This window comes from Microbacterium terregens, assembly GCF_039534975.1.
GTDB classification, from domain to species: Bacteria; Actinomycetota; Actinomycetes; order Actinomycetales; family Microbacteriaceae; genus Microbacterium; species Microbacterium terregens.
Map to the genome: position 1 here is coordinate 2,196,280 of NZ_BAAAWH010000001.1, position 22,413 is coordinate 2,218,692.

Annotated in this window: 16 protein-coding genes and 1 pseudogene; 5 read left to right on the top strand and 12 right to left on the bottom strand. The window is 69.5% G+C overall.

What is annotated here, in order from left to right; all coding sequences use genetic code 11:
- The first annotated feature begins 8 nt into the window (after positions 1-8).
- A pseudogene (locus ABD655_RS10115) lies at positions 9-1,708 on the top strand (long-chain-fatty-acid--CoA ligase).
- A gap of 130 nt (positions 1,709-1,838) precedes the next feature.
- Here ABD655_RS10115 and ABD655_RS10120 read toward each other — a convergent pair.
- The 7 genes from ABD655_RS10120 to ABD655_RS10150 form a co-directional block, all read right to left on the bottom strand.
- A complete protein-coding gene (locus ABD655_RS10120) occupies positions 1,839-2,315 on the bottom strand; it encodes a cupin domain-containing protein (RefSeq protein WP_344713676.1) in 477 nt (158 codons plus the stop codon).
- A 256-nt stretch (positions 2,316-2,571) separates the two neighbouring features.
- Positions 2,572-3,813 carry a serine hydrolase domain-containing protein gene (locus ABD655_RS10125; RefSeq protein ID WP_344713678.1) on the bottom strand — a complete coding sequence of 414 codons (1,242 nt, stop codon included), beginning with the start codon at positions 3,811-3,813 and terminating at the stop codon, positions 2,572-2,574.
- 125 nt (positions 3,814-3,938) lie between these two features.
- A complete protein-coding gene (locus ABD655_RS10130) occupies positions 3,939-4,994 on the bottom strand; it encodes a zinc-dependent alcohol dehydrogenase family protein (protein WP_344713679.1) in 1,056 nt (351 codons plus the stop codon).
- A 129-nt stretch (positions 4,995-5,123) separates the two neighbouring features.
- Positions 5,124-5,420 (bottom strand): YciI family protein, encoded by a 297-nt coding sequence (locus ABD655_RS10135; protein WP_344713681.1) that lies wholly within the window; start codon positions 5,418-5,420, stop codon positions 5,124-5,126.
- 6 nt (positions 5,421-5,426) lie between these two features.
- Positions 5,427-7,772 (bottom strand): NAD-dependent DNA ligase LigA, encoded by a 2,346-nt coding sequence (gene ligA / locus ABD655_RS10140; RefSeq protein ID WP_344713682.1) that lies wholly within the window; start codon positions 7,770-7,772, stop codon positions 5,427-5,429.
- A gap of 34 nt (positions 7,773-7,806) precedes the next feature.
- The gene (gene mnmA / locus ABD655_RS10145) at positions 7,807-8,913 is read right to left on the bottom strand and encodes a tRNA 2-thiouridine(34) synthase MnmA (RefSeq protein WP_344713683.1); all 1,107 of its coding nucleotides are present in this window, start codon (positions 8,911-8,913) and stop codon (positions 7,807-7,809) included.
- A gap of 24 nt (positions 8,914-8,937) precedes the next feature.
- Positions 8,938-10,158: a cysteine desulfurase family protein gene (locus ABD655_RS10150; protein ID WP_344713684.1), complete on the bottom strand. Its 1,221-nt coding sequence runs from the start codon at positions 10,156-10,158 to the stop codon at positions 8,938-8,940.
- A gap of 53 nt (positions 10,159-10,211) precedes the next feature.
- Between ABD655_RS10150 and glgX the strand changes: the two genes are divergently transcribed.
- The 3 genes from glgX (at position 10,212) to glgB (ending at position 16,620) form a co-directional block, all read left to right on the top strand.
- Positions 10,212-12,299, top strand: coding sequence for a glycogen debranching protein GlgX (gene glgX, locus ABD655_RS10155; protein WP_344713686.1), 2,088 nt, complete (start codon positions 10,212-10,214; stop codon positions 12,297-12,299).
- Positions 12,300-12,454: 155 nt separating this feature from the next.
- Entirely contained in the window at positions 12,455-14,446 is a 1,992-nt protein-coding gene (locus ABD655_RS10160) for an alpha-1,4-glucan--maltose-1-phosphate maltosyltransferase (RefSeq protein WP_344715795.1), read from the top strand.
- The gene (gene glgB, locus ABD655_RS10165; RefSeq protein WP_344713688.1) at positions 14,443-16,620 is read left to right on the top strand and encodes a 1,4-alpha-glucan branching protein GlgB; all 2,178 of its coding nucleotides are present in this window, start codon (positions 14,443-14,445) and stop codon (positions 16,618-16,620) included. Before ABD655_RS10160 ends, glgB begins: the two co-directional genes overlap by 4 nt.
- 3 nt (positions 16,621-16,623) lie before the next feature.
- On the opposite strand, the gene ABD655_RS10170 is transcribed toward glgB, so the two are convergent.
- Together ABD655_RS10170 and ABD655_RS10175 are read right to left on the bottom strand one after the other, a co-directional pair.
- Entirely contained in the window at positions 16,624-17,565 is a 942-nt protein-coding gene (locus ABD655_RS10170; protein ID WP_344713689.1) for a tetratricopeptide repeat protein, read from the bottom strand.
- Positions 17,562-19,394: a DUF8094 domain-containing protein gene (locus tag ABD655_RS10175; RefSeq protein WP_344713690.1), complete on the bottom strand. Its 1,833-nt coding sequence runs from the start codon at positions 19,392-19,394 to the stop codon at positions 17,562-17,564. Before ABD655_RS10175 ends, ABD655_RS10170 begins: the two co-directional genes overlap by 4 nt.
- Positions 19,395-19,569: 175 nt before the next feature.
- On the opposite strand from ABD655_RS10175, the gene ABD655_RS10180 reads away from it, so the two are divergent.
- Entirely contained in the window at positions 19,570-20,616 is a 1,047-nt protein-coding gene (locus ABD655_RS10180) for an AI-2E family transporter (RefSeq protein WP_344713691.1), read from the top strand.
- Positions 20,617-20,628: 12 nt separating this feature from the next.
- On the opposite strand, the gene ABD655_RS10185 is transcribed toward ABD655_RS10180, so the two are convergent.
- From ABD655_RS10185 to ABD655_RS10195, 3 genes are read right to left on the bottom strand one after another with little or no spacing between them, the layout of a single operon-like run.
- Positions 20,629-21,351 (bottom strand): alpha/beta hydrolase, encoded by a 723-nt coding sequence (locus ABD655_RS10185; protein ID WP_344713693.1) that lies wholly within the window; start codon positions 21,349-21,351, stop codon positions 20,629-20,631.
- 1 nt (position 21,352) lies between these two features.
- Positions 21,353-21,637: a hypothetical protein gene (locus ABD655_RS10190; RefSeq protein WP_344713695.1), complete on the bottom strand. Its 285-nt coding sequence runs from the start codon at positions 21,635-21,637 to the stop codon at positions 21,353-21,355.
- A gap of 5 nt (positions 21,638-21,642) precedes the next feature.
- Positions 21,643-22,398, bottom strand: coding sequence for an aggregation-promoting factor C-terminal-like domain-containing protein (locus tag ABD655_RS10195; protein ID WP_344713696.1), 756 nt, complete (start codon positions 22,396-22,398; stop codon positions 21,643-21,645).
- Positions 22,399-22,413: the final 15 nt, after the last annotated feature.

Here is a 22,413-nt window from a genome sequence, read left to right on the forward strand (position 1 = left end):
CTGATCGGGTGACGACGTACGAGCCTCCTCGCCCCTGGATCGCAAGCTATGCCGAGGGCGTGCCCGAGGATCTCGAGCCCGTCACGGGCTCGCTGATCGACCTCGTCCAGGCCTCCGCGCGCGACTACCCGGACGCCCCTGCGCTGCAGTTCTTCGGCCGCACGACCTCGTATCGCGAACTCAACTTCGCGATCGACCGCGCCGCAGCCGGCCTGCGGGATCAGGGCGTCGCACCGGGTGATCCCGTCGCGATCGTTCTGCCGAACTGCCCGCAGCACATCATCGCGTTCTACGCGATCCTCCGGCTCGGGGCGGTCGTGGTCGAGCACAACCCGCTGTACACGCCGCGCGAGCTGCGCAAGCAGTTCGAGGACCATGGAGCCAGGCACGCGATCGTGTGGAGCAAGGTCGTCGCGACGATCCAGGAGTTTCCCGCCGACCTCGCGGTGACCTCACTCGTCTCCGTCGATGTCACCAAAGCGATGCCCCTCGGTACGCGCCTGGCGCTCAGGCTGCCTGTCGCGAAAGCCCGAGAAGCGCGCTCGGCCCTTCATGCGCGTGTGAGCGGCACGGTGACGTGGGAGTCCATCGTCGCCACCGCTCCGCTTCCCGTGTCGCACCCGAAGCCGGAAACCTCCGATCTCGCCCTCATCCAGTACACGAGTGGAACGACGGGCACGCCGAAGGGCGCCGCCCTCACCCACCGGAATCTGCTTTCGAATGCGGCACAGGCGCGCGCGTGGGTGCCCTCGATCGTGCGCGGCGACGGCTGCGTCGTCTACGCGGTCCTGCCCATGTTCCACGCGTACGGGCTGACGCTCTGCCTCACCTTCGCGATGTCGATGGGCGCGCGGCTCGTGCTCTTCCCGCGGTTCGACCCCGATATGGTGCTCGAGGTGACCAAGAAACACCCGGCGACGTTCCTGCCACTCGTGCCGCCGATCGCCGATCGGCTGCTCGCCGCGGCGCGTGCGAAGGGCGTGTCGCTCGCCGGAACCAGGATCGCCATCTCGGGCGCCATGGCGCTGCCCCACGAACTCGTGGTGCCGTTCGAAGCGGCATCCGGTGGATATCTGGTCGAGGGCTATGGTCTCAGCGAGACCTCGCCGGTGCTCATGGCGAACCCGGTCGCGGACAATCGCGTCCCCGGCACCGTGGGACTGCCGCTTCCCGGCACGGAGATCCGGGTGGTGGACCCGGACGAGCCGACCCGGGATGTCGCCCCGGGGGCTCCCGTGAACTGATCGTGCGCGGACCGCAGGTGTTCGCCGAGTACTACGGAAAGCGCGAGGAGACCGAGAAGGTCTTCGTCGACGGCTGGTTCCGCACCGGAGACATCGTCACGGTGGACGATGCCGGCTTCGTGCGCATCGTGGACCGCATCAAAGAGCTGATCATCACAGGGGGATTCAACGTCGCCCCGACCGAGGTGGAGATCGCGCTGCGCCAGCACCCGCAGGTCGACGACGCTGCGGTGGTCGGGCTGCCCAGCGATCACTCCGGTGAAGAAGTCGTCGCCGCGATCGTCGTCGCCCCCGGCGAGGACATCGACGTCGAGGCGGTGCGAGAGTTCGTCCGCAGCATCCTGACGGCGTACAAAGTGCCGCGCCGGATCTTCGTCGTCGACGAACTGCCCACGTCGCTCATCGGAAAGGTGCTGCGTCGTCAGGTGCGCGACGCACTGCTCCAGCTGACCACCGGCACCTGAGGTCCGCACCGCGGGCGGGGCGCATCGCGGCGGTTCGTTCGTGAGGGCGTGGTCAGTCCTGAGGAGAGCCTGAGCCGAACCGGCCCTCAGGAGCGACCTGGCCCTCGGGAACGTCGCGCGGGCGGGGGCGTCAGGCGTGCTCGTCGTCCGCGCGGGAGTCGGGTTGCACGGTCCAGGACGGCGGCTCGTCCCTGCCGGACTCCTCGTCCTGCTCGGCCTCCTGCGCCGTGTACTGCACCAGTCCGGGTGCGTGGTGCGCCGGGGCGTAGATCGCGTACAGCCGCAGCGGTTCGTCCCCGGTGTTGCGCACGTCGTGCCAGGTGCTCGCCGGAACCTGGATGGACCAGCCGTCGGAGACCTCCTGCTCGAAGGTGAGCCGGTCCTTCTCGGGCCCCATCACGCAGGTGCCGCGGCCGGCGTCCAGACGGAGGAACTGGTCGGTCTCCGGATGCACTTCCAGCCCGATCGACTCACCGGGTGCGATCGACATCAGCGTGACCTGCAGGTACTTCCCGGTCCACGCGACCGTGCGATACGTCGCGTTCTCGCGGGTGGCGGTCTCGATGTCGAACGCGTGGGGATTCGGCCCGTTGTCCTCGATGTGCACGCTGAGGGCTCCATTCGCTTCGGGGTGTCGTTGTCTGGAGTGTCGCCTCTTCAGCGATGGCGCGCAAGAGGACTGCGCAACCCGGCCGACTGCGCACGCAGCGGGCGACGAGCGGACGAGCGCCCCGCGGGGGCCTGAGGCGCAGAGGCGGCGCGCCGAGCTCACGCGGCTGCGTCGGCCGCCTCGCGCCACGCCGGCGGCAGCATCCGGAAGTACAGCTCGTCGCCGGCATGCTGCACGTCCGGCGAGCCCATCGTCACTCGCTGCACGGCTGGGTGGGCGCCGTCGTGACCGCCGTTGCGAAGACGGGGTGCAGCGCCTGGACCACCTGGAAGATCTCCTCGCCGGTGCCGCCGTCGCCGTTGGCGAACGCGACGAACACGGCATCGGTCGTCGCGAAGTAGGTGACATTCGTGCCGTACCCGGGCTCCGCCCCGGAGTGGCCGAGGTCGAGGATGCACCCCGTGGCAAGGTCGCGGTGCACCTGAACCCCGAGCCCGTAGGCAAGCCCGTCCGGACCGGAATCCGGCGCGGTGTCACTGTTGCGGGCGACGAGCATCTCGGGCGAGAGGCCGGCCCCCGCCCCGATGGCCACACCCCACGCACGCATGTCCTCCAGCGTGGAGACCATGGCGCCTGCCGCCCAGCTCTCGGCGTTGGACCAGTCGATGGTGTCGGTGGGCTGCGGCATGTCCGGGCAGAACATCGTGTACCCGTGCGTCGCGGGTGCGTCCACCTGCCCGTCCGGCGCGAACCGGCTGCGGCTCATGCCGAACGGTTCGGTGATCCTGTCCTGGATCAGGTCGGCGAGCTGTGCGCCGGTCGTCTGCTCGAGGATGCGCCCGAGGAGGAACGTGTTGAAGCCGGAGTACGTGAAGCCGTCGCCCGGCGCGAAGCTGCTCCGCGGGGTCGTCGCTCCGATGGCGATGACTGCTTCGGGGTCGGGCGCCGCGCGCGTGTCCGCGCAGATGCGCGCGATCTGCTCCATCCCGGGAGGACCGATGCCGCTGGACATGTTCATCAGCATGCGCACGGTGATGCGCGATGCCTCGGGAAAGTCCGGATACCAGCGATCGATCGTGTCCTCCAGCGTGAGGCCGGACGTCCCCTCGCCGATGATCTGCAGGGCGACGCTGGTGACGATGCTCTTGGTGACGCTGCCGATCTTCTGCTGGTTGCCCGGCTTCATCGGCTCACCCGTCTCGAGGTTCGCCGTCCCGCGCGCCGCCACCCACTCGCCCTCTCCGGGGATCCAGAGCCCGACGATGATGCCGGGCAGCTGCGTCGCGGCGAACGATTCGTCCAGCGTCGTCTCCAGAGCCGCCACCAGTTGCGGATCCAGCGCCGGGGTGGCTGGCGGGCTCGCCGGCGACGGCGCACCCCTCGACGCCGCCGTGCATGCGGCCAGGCCGATGCACGCGAGGGCGGCGACCAGGCCGATCACCCCTGCACGCACGGAGCGGCGGACGTGATCTCCCCGTGCTTGCGCTGCGCGCATGTCCGTCCCCGATCCTGCCGGCCCGCGGATCGGCGCTTCACGCTATCGGCAATCGCAGCGGGAAGATAGGTCGCGCAGGATCTCGCGGTCCTTTCGCGCGCCGCACCGCCGCCCGCGCTGCGGGCTCACCCCACCGTGCTGCGGACGGCGGACATCTCGATCACGCTGACCCCGTGGCCGGATGCCGGCCCGCTCATGGCAACCAGGGCCGCTGCGGCGCCTCCCAGCCCGATGACCTCGCCGATCAGACGGTCCGGCCGGAGGATGCCGGACGCGACCATCTCCAGCATCCCGGGATAGTCGCGCGCGGCCATGCCGTGCGAGCCGTAGATCTCCAGCTCCTTCGCAATCACCTGGCCCATCGGCAGCGCCGGAGCGGCATCCGCCCCCAGCAGCAGCCCGACCTGGACGTGGCGTCCGCGAGGACGCAGCGACGCGATCGAGGCGACCGCCGTCTGCGCCGCGCCGACTGCGTCCAGGGAGACGCGCACGCCCTCGCCGGTGATCTCCCGGATGCGGTCGGCGGTGTCCGCGCCGGCGTTCAGCGTGATCTCGGCGCCGAGGTCCGCCGCCCGGTCCAGCGCCGCCGGCGAGCGGTCCACCGCGATGACGCGGGCGCCGAGCGCGGACGCGATCATCACCGCGGAGAGCCCGACGCCGCCGCATCCGTGGACAGCGACCCAGTCCCCGGGCTGCACGCGGCCGTGGACGGTGACCGCACGGTACGCGGTGGCGAAGCGACACCCCAGCGCGGCGGCCGCTACGAAGTCGAGGCCATCGGGCAGGTGCACCACGTTGAAGTCCGCGGCCGGGATGGCAACCAGTTCCGCGAACGATCCGGGCATGGTGAAACCGGGCTGGGACTGATCGGGGCACACCTGCGCGTCGCCGGATACGCACCACGCGCACCGTCCGCAGCCGCACACGAACGGGGCGGTCACCCGGTCTCCGACGGCGCAGCCGGTCACGTTCGGCCCGACCGCGGCGACGATGCCCGCGAACTCGTGGCCGGGGATCTGCGGCAGGGTGACGGGGTCGTGGCCCTGCCAGGCGTGCCAGTCCGAGCGGCACACGCCCGTGGCGCGCACCTCGATCAGGACCCCGTCGTCGGGGCAGGCCGGATCGTCGACCTGGACCAGGTAGGGAGTGGCTTGGTACGCGTCGTATCTGATTGCCTGCACCCTGCGATCGTAGACGCGACACGACGGGCGACCGCTCGCGAGGCCGCTGCCGTGCTCACGGACCCCGTCCCGCACCCGGGCGGGCCTCACCCGGCGACGCGGATGCCGAGACGGTCGAAGACCGGCAGGCTACCGCCCCGCCGCCGCACCGACCACGTACGGGTACAGCGTGGCGATCATCGCGCCGGCCGCCACCGCCGGGTCGGTCTGCATGACCGCGCGGGCGGTCGCCTCGTCCGGCGCTTCGATGATCGTGATCGCCGGGGTGGCGGGGTCCTCCGGCATCCGGCCGGCGAGGATGAGGATGCCGGCGCGTTTCAGGGCCTGCACGTAGTCGAGGTGGTCGGCGACGGCCTCCTCCTGCTCATCGGCGGCGTCGGGCCGGGCCGGACGGGCCGGGACGATGCGGTAGATCCATTGCGCCATGACTGCTCACTCCTCCGTCGTGGACGCATCGTCCGCGCTCGAACCGTCGCCCAGGGCGGACGGCCCCTGCGTGACGAGGACATGGAACTGCGCGGCGTCGATGATGCGCAGGCCGAGCTCCTCGGCCTTGGCCAGTTTCGAGCCGGCGCCGGGTCCGGCCGCCACGAAGTCGGTCTTCTTCGACACGCTGGAGGCGGCCTTGCCGCCCGCGTGCAGGATCGCCTCCTGCGCTCCTTCGCGGCTGTATCCCTCCAGCGAGCCGGTGGCGACCACGGTGACACCCTCCAGAACCCCGCCCGCCGCCGCGGCGGCACCGGGTCCGGGATGACCGGGGGTGCGCAGCTGCGCTCCGGCCGCGCTCCAGCGCGCGACGATGTCGCGGTGCCAGTCCACCGCGAACCAGTCGATCAGGGAGTCCGCGATGATCCCGCCCACTCCTTCGACCGCCGCCAGGTCGTCCCGGGACGCCGCGCGGATCGCATCGAGCGACCCGAACCACTGCGCCAGCGCACGCGCGGCCACCGGCCCGACGTGCCGGATGTTGAGGGCGACGAGGAAGCGCCACAGCTCTTTCGTCTTCGCCTTCTCGAGCTCGTCGAGGAGGGTCAGCGCCTGCGAGGACGGCTGCGGCCCCTCGAGGTCGGCCTTCTTCTCGGCGGCCGTGGGGTTGCGTCGGAACGGGGCGCGCGTCTTGACGACCCCGTCGTCTTCCTTCGGCAGGCCCGTCTCTGCGTCGCGCACGACCACTTCGATCGGCACGAGTTGGTCGAGCGTGAGCTCGAACAGGCCGGCCTCGGTCTCGAGCGGTGGGGTGGCCGGCACCGACGGCTGCGTCAGCGCGGCGGCCGTGACCTCGCCGAGCGCCTCGATGTCGAGGCCGCCGCGCGAGCCGATGTGCTCGACGCGGCCGCGCACCTGTGCCGGGCACGACCGGGAGTTCGGGCACCGCAGATCGATGTCGCCCTCCTTGGAGGGGGCGAGGCGGAAGCCGCACTCCGGGCAGAACTCGGGCATCACGAACTCGCGCTCGGTGCCGTCGCGGAGTTCGACCACGGGACCGAGCACCTCGGGGATGACGTCGCCCGCCTTGCGGAGCACGACCGTGTCGCCGATCAGCACGCCCTTGGCCTTGACGACGTCCTGGTTGTGCAGGGTCGCCTGGCGCACCACGCTGCCGGCGACGCGGGCGGGCTCCATCACCGCGAACGGGGTGGCGCGTCCGGTGCGACCGACCGAGACGACGATGTCGAGCAGCTTCGTATTGACCTGCTCAGGCGGGTACTTGTACGCGATCGCCCATCGCGGTGCGCGGCTCGTGGCGCCGAGCTCGTCGTGCAGTGCGAGCTCGTCGACCTTGACGACGACGCCGTCGATCTCGTGCTCGACGTCGTGCCGGTGCTCTCCGTAGTGCGTGACGAAGTCGAGCACGCCGTCGATGTCTGCGGTCGTCGCGAAGTACGGGCTGGCCGGCAGCCCCCACTCCGCGAGAAGACCGTAGATCTCGCTCTGCGACGAGACCGGCGGGTTCTGCCAGGCGCCGATGCCGTGCACGAAGAGGCGCAGCGAGGCGACCCTGGCCAGCGCGGCCTCGAGCTCGAGGCCGTCCTTCTTGTCGATCTGCTGGCGCAGCCCCCCGCTGGCGGCGTTGCGCGGATTCGCGAAGGACGGGAAGCGGCGATCGGCGGTGAGCCGCGCTTTGACCTCATCGAACGTGCCGCGCGCCCTGGCTCGCATCTCCTCGACGACGCGGTCGCGCATGGCCGCCTGCAGGGCGTTCAGCTCTGCGAACTGTGCGACCGGGATGAAGACCTCGCCGCGCACCTCGACCAGGGGCGGGTGCCCGCTGCCCGCGAGCCGCTGCGGGATGCCGTGAACGCGTACGGCGTTGACCGTGACGTCTTCGCCCACTCGCCCGTCGCCGCGCGTGGCGGCCGAGGTCAGCACGCCGTCCTCGTAGCGCAGGCTGATCGCCAGGCCGTCGATCTTCAGCTCGGTGAGCCAGCGCACGGGGCGACCGGCGCTCGCCTGGGCCTTGACGCACCAGTCCCGCAGCTCGTCGGCGGAGAAGACGTTGTCGAGGCTCAGCATCCGCTCGGCGTGCTCGACGGGCGCGAACTGCGTGTTCTCGGCGGCGCCGACGGTCAGGGTCGGCGAATCCTGCCCTTGCAGCTCGGGGAAGAGCCGTTCGATCGCCTCGAGTCGATGCATCCACCCGTCGTAGGTGGCGTCGTCGACCAGCTCCGCGTCACGGCCGTAATAGGCGTCGCGGGCTCCCAGAATGCGGTCGGTCAAAGCCTGGGCCTCGTCGCGAGCCTGCTCGAGAGTGAGGTCGATCGGGTCGCCGTTTGTCACTCCGTCAGTCTAGAAGTGACGGGCGACACGGCGGTCAGGCGCCGACCGGGACCGCCGAGACTGTGCGGTCGATCGTGAACTGGCCGAGCACGCGGGTGCCGTCATAGAGCACGGCCGTCTGCCCCGGGGCGACACCGTGCAGCGGCTCGTCGGGGGTGACCACGAGGCATCCGTCGTTGTCGTCGCGCCGCGCGAAGGCGGGCACCGGGTCGGCGTGCGCGCGGATCTGCACATGGCACGCGAAGGCGGATGCCTCGGGCACCGCTCCGGCCCACGTGACGCGGGATCCCGAGATCTCGGCGATCGCGAGGGCCTCCTTCGGGCCGACCACGACGGTGTTCGAGACCGGACGCACTTCGAGCACGAACCGGGGCTTGCCGTCGGCGGCGGGAATCCCGAGCGAGAGTCCGCGGCGCTGGCCGACGGTGAAGGCGTGGGCGCCCTCGTGGGCTCCGACGACGGCCCCGCTCTGGTCGAGGATCTCCCCCGTGGCCGTGCCGACCCGCTCGGCCAGCCAGCCGCGGGTGTCGCCGTCCGGGATGAAGCAGATGTCGTGGCTGTCCGGCTTGGTCGCGACGGTCAGCCCGCGGGCCTCGGCCTCCGCGCGCACCAGCGCCTTCGACGGCGTCTCACCGAGCGGAAAGAGCGTGTGGGCGAGCTGCTCCGCGGTGAGCACGCCGAGGACGTAGGACTGGTCCTTGGCGGCGTCGCTGGCCCGGTGCAGTTCGCGTTCGCCGGATGCCGTCTCCCGCAGGATCGCGTAGTGCCCCGTGCAGACGGCATCGAAGCCGAGGTCGAGCGCCTTCTCGAGGACGGCGGCGAACTTGATCCGCTCGTTGCAGCGCATGCAGGGATTCGGCGTGCGTCCCGCGCTGTACTCGGCGACGAAGTCTTCGATCACGTCATCGCGGAACCGCTCCGAGAAGTCCCACACGTAGAACGGGATGCCGAGACGATCGGCCGCGCGTCGGGCGTCCATGGCGTCCTCGATCGTGCAGCAGCCTCGGCTCCCGGCCCGCAGCGTGCCGCCCGCGCGGGAGAGTGCGAGGTGGACCCCGACCACGTCATGCCCGGCGTCCACGGCGCGCGCTGCAGCCACGGCGGAATCCACCCCACCGCTCATCGCCGCCAGAACACGCATGAGAAGAGTCTACGAGCCGATGCCTCAGCCGAAGCTGGGAGCGGAGCCCGGCACGCGACGCGAGGACAGCCCGGCGGCGCGCGCGCGCTCGAACGCGGCGGGAAGCGCACCGATCACCGCGTCGACGTCCGCATCGGTCGTGGTGCGCCCCAGCGTCAGCCGCAGCGCGCTGCGCGCCGCACCCTCTCCGAGCCCCATCGCGCGCACCACGTGCGAGGGCTCCGGTACGCCCGCCTGACACGCCGAACCGGTCGATACGGCGATGCCGGCGGCATCCAGCAGCAGCAGCAGCGAGTCGCCCTGTGCGCCGGGGAACACCAGGTGCAGATGTCCCGGAAGCCGCTCGGCGTCCGCCCCCGAGACCCGCAGCTCGGGGATCCGTCCGCGGAGCGCTGATTCGAGCCGGTCTCGCAGCGACCCGATCCGCACCGATTCGGACGCCAGCTCGCCGACGGCGAGCTCGGCGGCGACGGTGAATGCGGCGGCGCCCGCGGCATCCTGGGTTCCCGCGCGAAGCCCGCGCTGCTGGCCGCCCCCGTGCAGAAGAGGCTCGACGCGCGCCTCGCGCGCCACGACCAGCGCACCCACGCCGACGGGGCCGCCGAGTTTGTGAGCGGCGACGCTCATGGCCACCAGTCCGGCGCTGCGTGAGCCGGACGCGGCGCGCAGACCGCGGAACGACAGCGGAACATGGCCGAAGGCTCCGACCGCGTCCACGTGCAGCGGCACATCCGCCTCGACGGAGGCAGCGGCCGCCTGAACCAGGGGCTGCAGCGTGCCGATCTCGTTGTTGGCGGCCAGCAGCGTCGCCACCGCGGCATCGCCGCCGCCCACCGCGCCGCGCCACGCGTCCAGATCCACGCGCGCGTCGCGATCGACCGGAACCCATTCGATCTCGGCCACCTCGTGCGCGTCCAGCCAGCCGAGCGTGTCCAGCGTGGCGTGGTGCTCCGCGAGCGGCGCGACGATCGCCGTGCGGCCCGTGGTCTCGCGGCGGGCCCGGTACAGGCCGGTGATTCCGAGGTTGACCGACTCCGTCCCGCCGGAGGTGAACACGACCTCGACGGGATCGCAGTCCAGCGCCGCGGCCAGACGCTCGCGCGATTCCTCCAGCAGCCGCCGCGCAGACTGACCGGCGGTGTGGATGGAGGACGCGTTCCCGACCGTCTCGGTCGCCGCCAACCAGGCGTCGCGCGCTTCGGCGCGCAACGGCGTCGTGGCAGCGTGGTCGACGTAGACGACCATGGACCCCCCGCTCGAAGTAACCTGCGACTGCGTGCGTTACTACTGTAGAACGCATGGTTTCGCCCGATTCCCCCACCGCGCTCGCCCCGCGGTCGGGACTGCTCCGATCCGAGCTCGACGACCTCGGCGTCACGCTCGGGCCTGACGGCGGCACCTTGCGCGTGTGGGCGGAGAACGCGACCGAGGTGGAGCTCGTCCTGTTCGACGACACCGACCTGGACTGGATCACCGACACCATCCCGCTGTCGGCCGTCGACGGCGGCGTCTGGAGCATCACGACCGCACATCTGCACGCCGGGCGTCGGTACGCCATCCGGGTGGACGGTCCGTCCGGGGCGGGCAACATGTTCAATCCGGGCACCCTGCTGGTCGAGCCGTATTCCAAGGGGCTGGTCAGCGGCGGGTTCGAGGACTGGCGATCCGTGGTCATCGACGGCGGCTTCGACTGGGGCGGCGTCTCGAAACCGGCGGTCCCGATGGACCGCACCGTGATCTACGAGGGCCATCTCAAGGGCATGTCGAAGCGGCATCCGCTGGTTCCCCCGGCCCTGCACGGGACCTATGCGGGCTTGGCGCACCCGGCCATGATCGATCACTTCCTCACCCTCGGCGTCACGAGCATCGAACTGCTGCCGATCCAGGCGTTCGCGACCGAGCCGCGCCTGCTGCAGCACGGGTTGACCAACTACTGGGGCTACAACTCCCTGAACTTCTTCACCCCGCACGGTGCGTACGCCACCAAGGCGAACCGCCGCGAGGGGCCCGAGGCGATCCTGCGCGAGTTCAAGGGCATGGTGAAGCTGCTTCACGAGGCGGGCCTGGAGGTCATCCTCGATGTCGTCTACAACCACACCTGCGAGGAGGGCATCGGCGGCCCGCGCACCAGTCTCCGCGGCATCGACAACCGCTCGTTCTACCGACAGCACGAGGACGGCGTCTACATCGACGTGACCGGCTGCGGCAACTCGCTCGACACGGCGACGGATGCCGCATCCCGCCTGGTGCTGGATTCGCTGCGCTACTGGGCCAACGAGGTGCAGGTCGACGGGTTCCGATTCGACCTGGCCGTGACCCTCGGACGGGATGCCGCGCACACGTTCACTCCCGATCATCCGCTGCTGCGCGCGATCATCGACGACCCGGCCCTGGCCGGGGTGAAGAAGATCGCCGAGCCGTGGGATGTCGGCATGGGCGGCTGGCAGACCGGCAACTTCGGGGACGGGTGGCACGAGTGGAACGATCGGTACCGGGACCGCGTCCGCAACTTCTGGCTCAGCGACGTCGACTACGCGCGGCGCGCGTCGACCGCCCCGGTGGGCATCGGCGGATTCGCGACGCGGCTCTCCGGCTCCTCCAACACGTTCAGCGCGGAGCGCGGCCCGCTGGCGAGCGTCAACTTCGTCACCGCCCATGACGGCTTCACCCTCCGAGACCTCGTGTCCTACGACGTCAAGCACAACGTCGGCAACGGGGAGCAGAACCGCGACGGGGCCGACACCAACCGCTCCTTCAACCATGGCGCGGAAGGCCCCACCTCGGACGAGGGCATCCTCGCCACCCGCCGCAAGGCGATGCGCAACATGCTCGGAACGCTGCTGCTGTCGGCGGGGGTGCCGATGCTCACCGCCGGAGACGAGTTCGCGCGCACGCAGCGCGGCAACAACAACGCGTACTGCCACGACTCGCCGCTGACCTGGATGTCGTGGGAGCACGCGCCCTGGCAGGACGACCTGTTCGCGCACGTGCGGCGACTGTTGGAGCTGCGCCGACAGAACCCCGCCCTCCGGCCGATCCGGTTCGCGAAGCTCAACGAGCACACCCCCTCGGCCTCGGTCATGCAGTGGTACGACCAGAACGGCAAGACGATGGCCATCGATCAATGGACCGATCCGTCGAACCGCACGCTCCAGTACGTCGCCGCCTCGACCCCGGAGCAGGAGGCGTTCAACCGCATTCTGCTGATGGTGCACGGAAACGAGCATCCCGTCGATGTCACGCTGCCCGAGATCGAGGGCGTCTCGACGTTCCTCTCGCTGTGGTCGAGTGCGGACGAGACCCCCAGCGACACGCACGTCGAGTACCACCCGGGCCAGGTCGTATCCCTGACCGGAACGTCGATGCGGCTGTTTCGCACAGGGTAGGCGAGGGCGATACGGCGCGCCATAGCCTGTCCTCCCGCCGGGGTGCGCGGTAGGTTCGAGACGTGGTCACGACGACGCGCTCCGTGCGCACACGCCCCTGGCGAAGCGCCTCTCCGATCCCCATCCGGGCGGCAGACGATGCGCCGCCGGAACGCATGACGGTGACCCCGCGCATCCCGATCGTCCTGCCCTCCCCCTCCGTCCCGGGCGGGCATTTCCGTCCCAGCGCATTCGCCGGCGAACTGGTCCCCTTCCGCACGACCGCCTTCCGCGAGGGCCACGATCGCATCGGGGTGCACGTTCGGCTCTACTCCCCCTCCGGGGATGAGTCGCTGCACCGTCTGCATCCGTTGAACGACGGATTCGACCGGTGGGAGACCACGATCGCACCCCTCGAACAGGGCGTCTGGAGCTTTCGGTTCGAAGCGTTCTCCGATGACTTCGCCACGTGGGAGCACGCGGCGGATCTGAAGATCGCAGCGGGCGTCGACCCGGCCGTGATGCGCGAGCTCGGCGCTCTGCTGTTCGACCGGGCCGTCGCCGAGAAGAGCCGGCCGATTGCCGAGCGGCGGCGCCTCGAGATCGCCGCCCACACCCTGCGTGATCCCGCCACGACCGACGCCGCGGCGCTGCAACTGGTCCGCGACCCGTCGATCGCAGCCTACTTCGCGGCCCGCCCGCTCACTTCGCTGATGACGCTCGGGGCCTCTCATGAGCTGCTCGTGGAGCGCGAGCGGGCAGGGGTCGGCGCCTGGTACGAGTTCTTCCCCCGCTCCGAAGGCGCTCGGCGTCTGAAGGACGGCACGGTCAAGAGCGGAACCTTCCGCTCGGCGGCGCGCCGACTCCCCGCCGTCGCTGGGATGGGCTTCGACGTCCTCTATCTGCCGCCGATCCACCCGATCGGCCGTCTCAACCGCAAGGGCCCGAACAACAGCCTCGACACGCGGCCGGGGGATCCGGGTTCACCGTGGGCGATCGGCTCCGACGAGGGCGGTCACGATGCGGTTCACCCCGACCTGGGCACACTCGCGGACTTCCGCGCGTTCGTCCGCGCGGCGCGGGCAGAGGGGCTGGAGGTCGCCCTCGACTTCGCCCTGCAGGCGGCCCCCGACCATCCCTGGGTCACCGCTCATCCCGAATGGTTCACCACCCTGCCGGACGGCTCGATCGCCTACGCCGAGAATCCTCCGAAGAAGTACCAGGACATCTATCCGATCAACTTCGACAATGACCCGGAGGGGATCCGCGCAGAGGCGCTGCGCATCGTGCGGCACTGGATCGCCCAGGGCGTGAAGATCTTCCGGGTCGACAACCCGCACACCAAACCCCTGCAGTTCTGGGAGTGGCTGATCGCGACGGTCTCCGCGCAGGACCCCGACGTGGTGTTCCTCGCCGAGGCGTTCACACGGCCCGCTCCGCTGCAGGGCCTTGCCCTGGCCGGGTTCCAGCAGAGCTACACGTACTTCACCTGGCGCAACACGAAGATCGAGTTGGAGGAATTCCTCGCCGGCCTCGCCCACGACACGGCGGATTTCCTGCGCCCGAACCTGTTCGTGAACACCCCCGACATCCTCACCGAGTATCTCCAGTACGGCGGCCGGCCGGCCTACAAGATCCGCGCGGCGATCGCGGCGACGGGAGCGCCGACGTACGGGGTGTACGCGGGCTACGAGCTGTATGAGAACGTCGCGCGGCCCGGTTCCGAAGAGAACATCGACAACGAGAAGTACGAGTACAAGTTCCGCGACTGGGACGCCGCCGAGGCACGCGGCGACTCGCTCGCCCCCTACCTCAGGCGGCTGAACGAGATCCGCCGCGATCATCCCGCACTCGGGCAGCTGCGCAACCTGACGGTGCACTGGAGCGACGACGACGCCATCCTGGTCTACTCCAAGACCATCAGCGCCGAGCTGTCCCCGACGGGGCGCGCCGACACCATCATCGTCGTGGCCAACGTCGACCCGCACTCGGTGCGCCAGACGATGGTGCACCTGGACACCCGCGCGTGGGGTGTCGCGCCCGGCGAACCGTTCGAGGTCGAGGAGCTTCTGACCGGCCAGCGCTGGACATGGGCGGACCACAACTTCGTCAAGCTCGACGCCTTCCACGAACCGGTCCACATTCTGCACGTGAAGGAGTCGCGATGAAGACCACCGATGACCTGCTGGATGCCGTGGCCGAGGGTTCGCATCACGATCCGCACTCCGTTCTCGGTATTCACCGCGGCACCGACGCCGAAGGTGCTGCGGAGTGGACGATTCGTGCGCGTCGTCCACTCGCCCGCAGTGTGACCGCCGTCTTTCCGGACGGGACGCGAGTTCCCCTCGAACACGTGCGCGCCGGGATCTGGGAGGGCCAGCGGGCCGGCGAAGCCGGGCGCTACACACTGCTCGCCACGTATGACGAGGGCCCCGACCACACCGCCGAAGACCCGTATCGCTTCGCGCCCGCGATCGGCGAACTCGACCTGCACCTGATCCGCGAAGGCCGGCATGAACAGCTCTGGCGCGTGCTCGGCGCCCATGTGCGCGAGCTCGACGGCTCGCTCGGCACATCTTTCACGGTGTGGGCCCCGAACGCTCGAGCGGTCCGTGTCGTCGGCGATTTCAATGGCTGGGACGGTCCCTCTCACGCCATGCGGTCCATGGGCGGCAGCGGGGTCTGGGAGCTGTTCATCCCGGGCATCGGCGTCGGCGCGACGTACAAGTTTCAGCTGCTCTCGCGAAACGGCGACTGGGTTCTCAAGGCGGATCCGATGGCTCGATACGCAGAGGTACCCCCGGCGACAGCATCCGTCGTCACCGAGTCGTCCTACACCTGGTCGGATTCCGCATGGATGACGCAGCGGGCCAAGACGCAGCCCGTGTCGCAGCCGATGTCGATCTACGAGGTTCACTTCGGCTCGTGGCGCCCTGGGCTGTCATACCGGGACGGCGCCGATCAGCTCATCGAGTACGTGACCGCGCAGGGATTCACCCACATCGAGTTCCTGCCGCTCGCCGAGCACCCGTTCGGCGGGTCCTGGGGATACCAGGTCACCGGCTACTACGCACCGACCAGCCGCTTCGGCACGCCCGACGACCTGCGGTATCTGATCGACCGTCTGCACCAGGCCGGTATCGGGGTCATCATGGACTGGGTCCCCGGGCACTTCCCCAAGGACGCGTTCGCCCTGGCCCGGTTCGACGGCGAGCCGCTCTACGAGCACTCTGATCCGCGCCGCGGAGAGCACCGCGAGTGGGGCACGTACATCTTCGACTACGGCCGCAGCGAAGTGCGCAACTTCCTCGTCGCGAATGCGCTGTACTGGTACGAGGAGTTCCATGTCGATGGGCTGCGGGTGGACGCGGTCGCATCGATGCTCTACCTGGACTACTCCCGTGAGGCCGGCGAGTGGGCACCGAACGTGCACGGCGGACGCGAGAACCTCGAGGCGATCCACTTCCTGCAGGAGGTGACGGCCACCTCGTACAAGCGCTATCCCGGTATCGCCATGATCGCTGAGGAGTCAACCAGTTTTCCCGGTGTCACCGCGCCGACCAACCAGGCGGGCCTCGGTTTCGGCTTCAAGTGGAACATGGGCTGGATGAACGACTCGTTGCAGTACATCTCACGCGATCCGATGTACCGCTCGCACCACGAGGGCGAGCTCTCGTTCTCGTTCGTCTACGCGTTCACCGAGAACTTCGTGCTGCCTGTCAGCCATGACGAGGTGGTGCACGGCAAGGGCAGCCTGTTCTCGCGGATGCCCGGCGACCACTGGCAGAAACTCGCGAACATGCGCGCGTTCCTGGCGTACATGTGGGGCCACCCCGGCAAGCAGCTGCTGTTCATGGGCCAGGAGTTCGGTCAGCTCTCCGAGTGGGCCGAGGGGCGCGGCCTGGACTGGTGGATCCTCGATCAGCCTTCCCACGCCGGCCTGCAGAGCTTCGTCGCCACGCTCAACCGGGTGTACCGCGACAACTCCGCACTGTGGGCGCGCGACAACGACGGGAGCGCCTTCTCGAGGCTGGGCGGCCCGACGTGGAACCCCAACGTCGTCGCGTTCACTCGTCGCGACTGGCACGGCAACACGGTGGCCGTCATCTGCAACTTCTCCGGCGTCCCGGTGTACTCCTACGCTCTCGACCTGCCCGCGGCGGGTGTATGGCACGAGATCCTCAACACGGACGCACAGGAGTACGGCGGTTCCGGCGTCGGCAACATGGGCGTGGTGCGCGCGGACGAATCCGGTCGCGCGACGATGGTGCTGCCGCCTCTGGGCGTGCTGTGGCTGCGCCACGACCCGGACGCGCACATCCCCTCGCCGACGCGGGGCTGAACCCTAGAACAGCAGGGAGGCAAGGCGACTGCGCGCGCGAATCACGCGCGGATCAGCGTCGCCGGTCAGGGCGAACAGCTCGAGGAGTCGCTCGCGCACGGGCGTGCGCTCGTCCGAAGGCAGGGCGGCGAACAGATCCAGCAGGCGCTCGAACGCATCCTCCACGTGCCCGCCGGTCACATCGAGGTCGGCGACGGCGAACTGCGCGTTCAGGTCGGTCGGAGCCGCGGCCGCAGCGGCGCGCGCCTCTTTCGGGTCCACGCCCTGCACCCGGTTCAGAAGCTTCACCTGTCCGAGGCCCGCGCGTGCGTCCTCGTCCCGGGGGTTCTCGGCCAGAGCCTTCTCGTACGCGGCGATGGCACGGGCGTAGTCGCCCGCCTCGATCGCGTCGAATGCCTCGGCGTGCAGCGGAGGCAGCGGAGGCTCGACGGGCGCAGCGTCCTCCTCGGCATCATCGTCTGCCGCGTCGACCTCGAGCGTTCCGGTGACGCCGTTCTGGGCGGCCAGCTGCAGCAGCTGGGCGAAGACCTCGCGAACCTGCTCCTCCGGTACGGCACCGGTGAACAGCGGGACCGGCTGACCGGCGACCAGGGCGACCACGAGCGGGATCGACTGGGCACGGAACGCCTGGGAGAGCTGCGGGTTGGCATCCACGTCCACTTTGGCCAGGACGAGGCGGCCGCCCAGTTCGGTGACGACGCGCTCCAGGATGGGGCTCAGCTGCTTGCAGGGTCCGCACCACTCGGCCCAGAGGTCGATGACCACCGGAACCGTGCGCGAGAGCTCGAGCACCTGCGGGAACGTCTCGTCGGTGACGTCCATCACGAGCGACCCGGACACCGGCGATGCGGCCTCCGTTCCGGCCGCGACGGGTGCGGGCCGATTGCGGAGTGCAGAAAGGTCGACGGCGCCGCGCAACGCGGCACCCGGGTTCGCGTCGGTCAACTGATCACCTTTGCATCGAGGATTTCGGAGCCGTAGCCGAGCAGGCGGATCTTCTCCGAAGACCCCTGACCGGGAACGTAGAAGAACAGCTGGTCGCTGAACGTCGTCGTGAAGCCGGTCGCGGACTGCTCCGCACCGGCCAGCGTCTTGACCGTCGGATTGCTGTCCAGCTTGATGACCGCGTCGGCGTTCGTCGGCTGGACGGTATCGACCTCGTTCATGTTGATCGCCACGATAGCGCCGCTCTCCAGCGTGGCCAACGCGAGCGGCGGGTGCGAGCCGGGCATGGACTCGAAGGAGAGGCTTCCCGTGGATGCGGCCGTGGTGTTGAACTCGGCGAGCCGCTGATCGCGGTCAGCGGCGACGCTCGCGCGGAACTGGTCGCCCTCGGCCTCGAACTGGCCGTAGAACTTGCTGGCCTCACCGTTGTTGATGATGTCCGCATACGCGGCGGCGAGCTGATCCGGCGGCATGACCAGGAACGACGAGTCCGGGGGGACCTGGGTCGCGCCCACGTAGGCGGGAGCGAGGTCCGGCATCTGCGTGGCCGCTTCGAGGCTGGACAGGTAGGTGAGCTTGTACGGCTCCCACGCATCCGCCTGGGTCATCAGCATGATGCTCGCCGTCTTGTCCGCCTCGTTGTTCACGACGGCCATCACCGAACGCGGCCAGTCGTCATACGCCTGCGGAAGGACGATCTCGAGCGGCTTCATCGGGATCGCGGCCGGTGCCTTGTAGTCGGCGATCGCGCCGCGCAGCGTGTAGTTGGTCGTCCGCTCGGCGAGCACCGCGCCCGTCAGCCGGGTTGCGGCCAGCGCAGGATCCAAAGTCGCATCGGCGTCGGCTGCCGTCGAGGCGATTCGGGCGATGATCCGCTCCGCCTGGGCCTCGGTGACGGCCGGGGCCTGCTGGCCCTCCGGAACGATCACGGTCGCCGTCGGAGTCGGCGTCGCACTCCCCGCCATCTGCGGCCACGAATCGGCCGAGCATCCCGCGAACAGCAGCGCCGAGACCGCGACGGCAGGGATGACGGCGAAGGCGCGACGCCCGGACGTCACGGAACGACGGGTGGGAGTCGCGCTGATGACGCCCTTCTTCGAGCCCTCCACGGCCAGGTCGATCGGCTCGGTGACCGCGAGTGGCAGCCCCTTGCGGCGAGGGCCACGCGACCGGCGCGCGTGACGGATGCCGAGGATGTAGAGGAAGACACCGATCGCCATCAGGATGCCGCCGGCGACGATGAGCGGACCGGCCAAGGGGGTGGCGCTGGCGATCGGCCACGACAGGGTGACCTTCGACGGCGCCGCCTCGATCCCGTCCGACGCCACCAGCACGCTCATGTCTTCCGGAAGCTGAAGCGGTGCGATCAGGAGGTCCTCCTGCTGGAACTCGTCCAGCCACAGGTCCGACCCCACCGGACTGTGCGCGGCCGCGCTCGCCTCGGGTTCGGATGCCGAAGCGTCGCCTTCGACCGCGTCGGCCTCTGCCGCGTCGTCCTCTGCCACCGCGGGCTCGATCGTCGTCGAGACGATCGCGCCGCTCTTGTTCAGTGACACCTCGTTGTACGTCGTATCAGCCAGCCAGGCCTTCATGTCGGCGCTGCGGCCATACGCTGCGAAGATCTCACCGTCGCCCTGCGCGCGCAGTGTCTGGGCACCCGGAACCATGTTCAGCACGTCGCCGTCGATCATGAGATAAGGCGCCTCTTCGGAGACCGAGATCGCCGCCGTTTCCGTCTTCGGACCTTGGAAGACGGTGCGTTGGGCGATGCCTGCCCCGATCATCACGGCGGCGAGAACGAACGCCGCTACGGCCCACACGAAACGCACAGAACACCTCTCCGGGCCCACAAGAGAGTGCTGCGGGCCGCCTACTCGACATTCCAGACTAGCGATAACGACCTGAAAGTCCTCCGGGAGGCGCCAATCCCGGCCTCGACGCCATCGTGTGCTTATCCTGACCTGACAGGGTCGACGGCCACGTCGAGAGAGGCTGGATCACCACATGAAGGTGCACAACCCGTTCCGCGTCGCGTTCGTCGCGACACTCGGCGTCGGACTCGGGCTGGTGCTGATCGGGAGCATCCAGACGTTGTCGACGATCCTTCTGTACGTCGGCACGGCGCTGTTCCTGAGCCTCGGTCTGGAGCCGGCGATCTCATTCCTCGAGCGGCGCAAGCTTCGGCGCTGGGCGGCCGTGTTGATCACGATCGTGGCGGTCCTGGCGGCCTTCGCGGGCATTGTGCTCATGCTCGTTCCGATCATCTCGAGCCAGGTGAGCCAGCTGATCGCCGCCATCACGCGCCTCGTGCAGCGCGGGACGACCCTCGACGACATGAAGGCGTGGCTGGGCGGGGTCTTCCCCAACCTGAACGTCGACGAGGTGTTCGCCTTCGTCCAGGACTGGATCGAGAACCTCGACTATGCGTCGATCGGCGAGGGTGTCCTCGCTGTCGGCGCCTCGGTGCTCGCCGGGCTGGCGGGCGCCTTCATCGTCCTGATCCTGACCATTTACTTCACGGCATCGACCCCGAACCTCAAAGCCGCCGTCTACCAGCTGGTCCCGGCATCCAAGCGCGCCCGCTTCATCGATATCGCCGAGCAGATCACGAAGTCCGTCGGCTACTTCGTCATGGGCCAGGTGACGATGGGTGTCATCAACGGTGTGCTCAGCGCGATCTTCCTGTCGATCATCGGCGCCCCGTTCCCGGCGGTGCTCGCCGTCGTCGCGTTCTTCTTCTCGCTGATCCCACTCGTGGGCACGCTGACCGGCTCGGCGATCATCGTGCTGACCTGCCTCGGTCTCGGTTCGCCCACGACGGCGCTGATCGCGGCGATCTACTACCTGATCTACATGCAGATCGAGGCCTATGTGATCTCTCCTCGGGTCATGAACCGCGCTGTGTCGGTCCCCGGCGCGGTCGTGGTGATCGCCGCTTTGGCGGGCGGATCGCTGCTCGGCCTGCTGGGCGCCCTGATCGCGATTCCGGTCGCGGCAAGCATCCTGATCATCTACCGCCAGGTTGTGATCCCGCGCCAGAACGAACGATGACGCCGCCGGGGGTCACTCTCCGAGCGGGCCGTCCCATTCGGTGGCCAGGGGCAGTGCATCCGGGTTCACGGCGGCCACGATCTCAGTGAGCACGCGTCGGGTCTGACTCTCCCCCACCCACAGGTGCTTGCCGCCCTCGACGGGGATCAGCACGGCATCGGGAATGGACGCGAACCGCTCCGCCGCGGCGTCGGGACGCAGATAGTCATCGAACTCGGGGACGACGACGACGACCCGGCGCGAGCCTCCCGCCCAGGCGGCGACCTCTTCGGGTGTCGTCCGGTGCAGCGGCGGCGATAGCAGGATCACCCCCTCGACGTCATGGTCGAGCCCGTACTTCAGTGCCACTTCTGTGCCGAACGACCAGCCGACCAGCCACGGGCGCGGCAGCCCGCGGCTGCGGACGAAGTCCATGGCGGCCGCCAGGTCGAACGCCTCCGCCCGCCCGCCGTCGAAGGCGCCGTCGCTGGTGCCACGCGGGGACGTGGTGCCGCGCGTATTGAAGCGCAGCACCGCGAGGTCCGCGAGAGCGGGAAGCCGCGCCGCCGCCTTGCGGAGGATGTGCGAGTCCATGAACCCGCCGGCTGTGGGCAGCGGATGCAGGGTCACGAGGGTCGCCACGGCGTCCCGTTCGTCGGGGAGGGCGAGTTCGCCGACGAGGGTGAGGTCATCGAGTGTGTTCAGGGAGATGTCCTCCCGCCGGGAAGGCAGGAGTATCGGTCCGCGGATGTCCATGTCAGGCGATCCTCCAGCAATGCGTGTGCCAGTGTCTGCGCCCGGCGAGGTCCGCCTGGTCGCCGAGCACGCCGTCGGCGCGCCACACAACCAGGTGTGCAACCCCGGTGGCGACTCCGCGGCCGCAGCCGGGGCACACGTAGCTCTTTCCCGCCTGCGCGGCCGTGACGGGCTGAACGGTCCATTCGAGGCCCCGGCGCACCTCGGTGCGCTTCCAGCCGGTCAGCAATCGCTCCATGGCCTCGTCGCCGTTCTCCTCGGAGCGTCGACGATTCGACCGCGGCATGGCCGTCAGTACCAGCCGACGCGCTCTGAGTGGTCCCAGGCACCACAGGGCGTGCCGTAGCGGCCGCCGATGTAGCCCAGGCCCCACGAGATCTGCGTCGCGGGGTTGGTCTCCCAGTCGGCGCCGGCGCTGGCCATCTTGTTGCCCGGCAGAGCCTGCGGAATCCCATATGCGCCGCTGCCCGCGTTGTAGGCGTTGACGCGCCAGCCGGACTCACGGTTCCACAGCGCCACGAGGCACGCGAACTGATCGTCGCCCCAGCCGCGGGCCAGCACCATCTCGTAGGCGATGCCCTGAGCGGTACCCGGATCCGGTGTGACGAACGGAGGGCGCCAGCCCGAGGAGGACTCCTCCCGATCTTCGTCGTTCGAGGCGACGATCGGCTCTGGCGTCGGGGTGGGCTTGGGTGTGACGTACACCGAGTAGCCCGCACGGTCGAGATCGGCGGCGGCCTGTTCGCCTGCCTCCCGCGCGAGCAGAAGGCTCTGCGCGTCATCGAGCGTGCTCGAGTAGAGCGTGACGGGCACGCGCTCTTCGGCGCGCGCCTGCGTGAGCGCGACACCCGTGGGCCCGATGTACGCGGCGGCGAACCCGATCACGGCGAACGCCGCGAAGACGCCGGCGACACCGCGTCGGCGGGACCAGCGCGGAGTGGTCGCGCCGCGCCGGTTCGAGGCAACTGCCACCGCTGCCGTGTCCAGGGTCGCCACGTCCTGACGGGGCATCCGTCGCGCGGGAATCATCTCGTTGCCGGAAGTCACAGTGTCCCGAGTCTA

Coding starts and splice junctions, on each gene's coding strand:
- ABD655_RS10190 (WP_344713695.1), bottom strand. CDS start 21,637: ATGCCGCGGTCGAATCGTCGACGCTCCGAGGAGAACGGCGACGAGGCC.
- ABD655_RS10185 (WP_344713693.1), bottom strand. CDS start 21,351: ATGGACATCCGCGGACCGATACTCCTGCCTTCCCGGCGGGAGGACATC.
- glgB (WP_344713688.1), top strand. CDS start 14,443: ATGAAGACCACCGATGACCTGCTGGATGCCGTGGCCGAGGGTTCGCAT.
- ABD655_RS10180 (WP_344713691.1), top strand. CDS start 19,570: ATGAAGGTGCACAACCCGTTCCGCGTCGCGTTCGTCGCGACACTCGGC.
- glgX (WP_344713686.1), top strand. CDS start 10,212: ATGGTTTCGCCCGATTCCCCCACCGCGCTCGCCCCGCGGTCGGGACTG.
- ABD655_RS10160 (WP_344715795.1), top strand. CDS start 12,455: ATGACGGTGACCCCGCGCATCCCGATCGTCCTGCCCTCCCCCTCCGTC.
- ABD655_RS10150 (WP_344713684.1), bottom strand. CDS start 10,158: ATGGTCGTCTACGTCGACCACGCTGCCACGACGCCGTTGCGCGCCGAA.
- ABD655_RS10135 (WP_344713681.1), bottom strand. CDS start 5,420: ATGGCGCAATGGATCTACCGCATCGTCCCGGCCCGTCCGGCCCGGCCC.
- mnmA (WP_344713683.1), bottom strand. CDS start 8,913: ATGCGTGTTCTGGCGGCGATGAGCGGTGGGGTGGATTCCGCCGTGGCT.
- ABD655_RS10125 (WP_344713678.1), bottom strand. CDS start 3,813: ATGCGCGCAGCGCAAGCACGGGGAGATCACGTCCGCCGCTCCGTGCGT.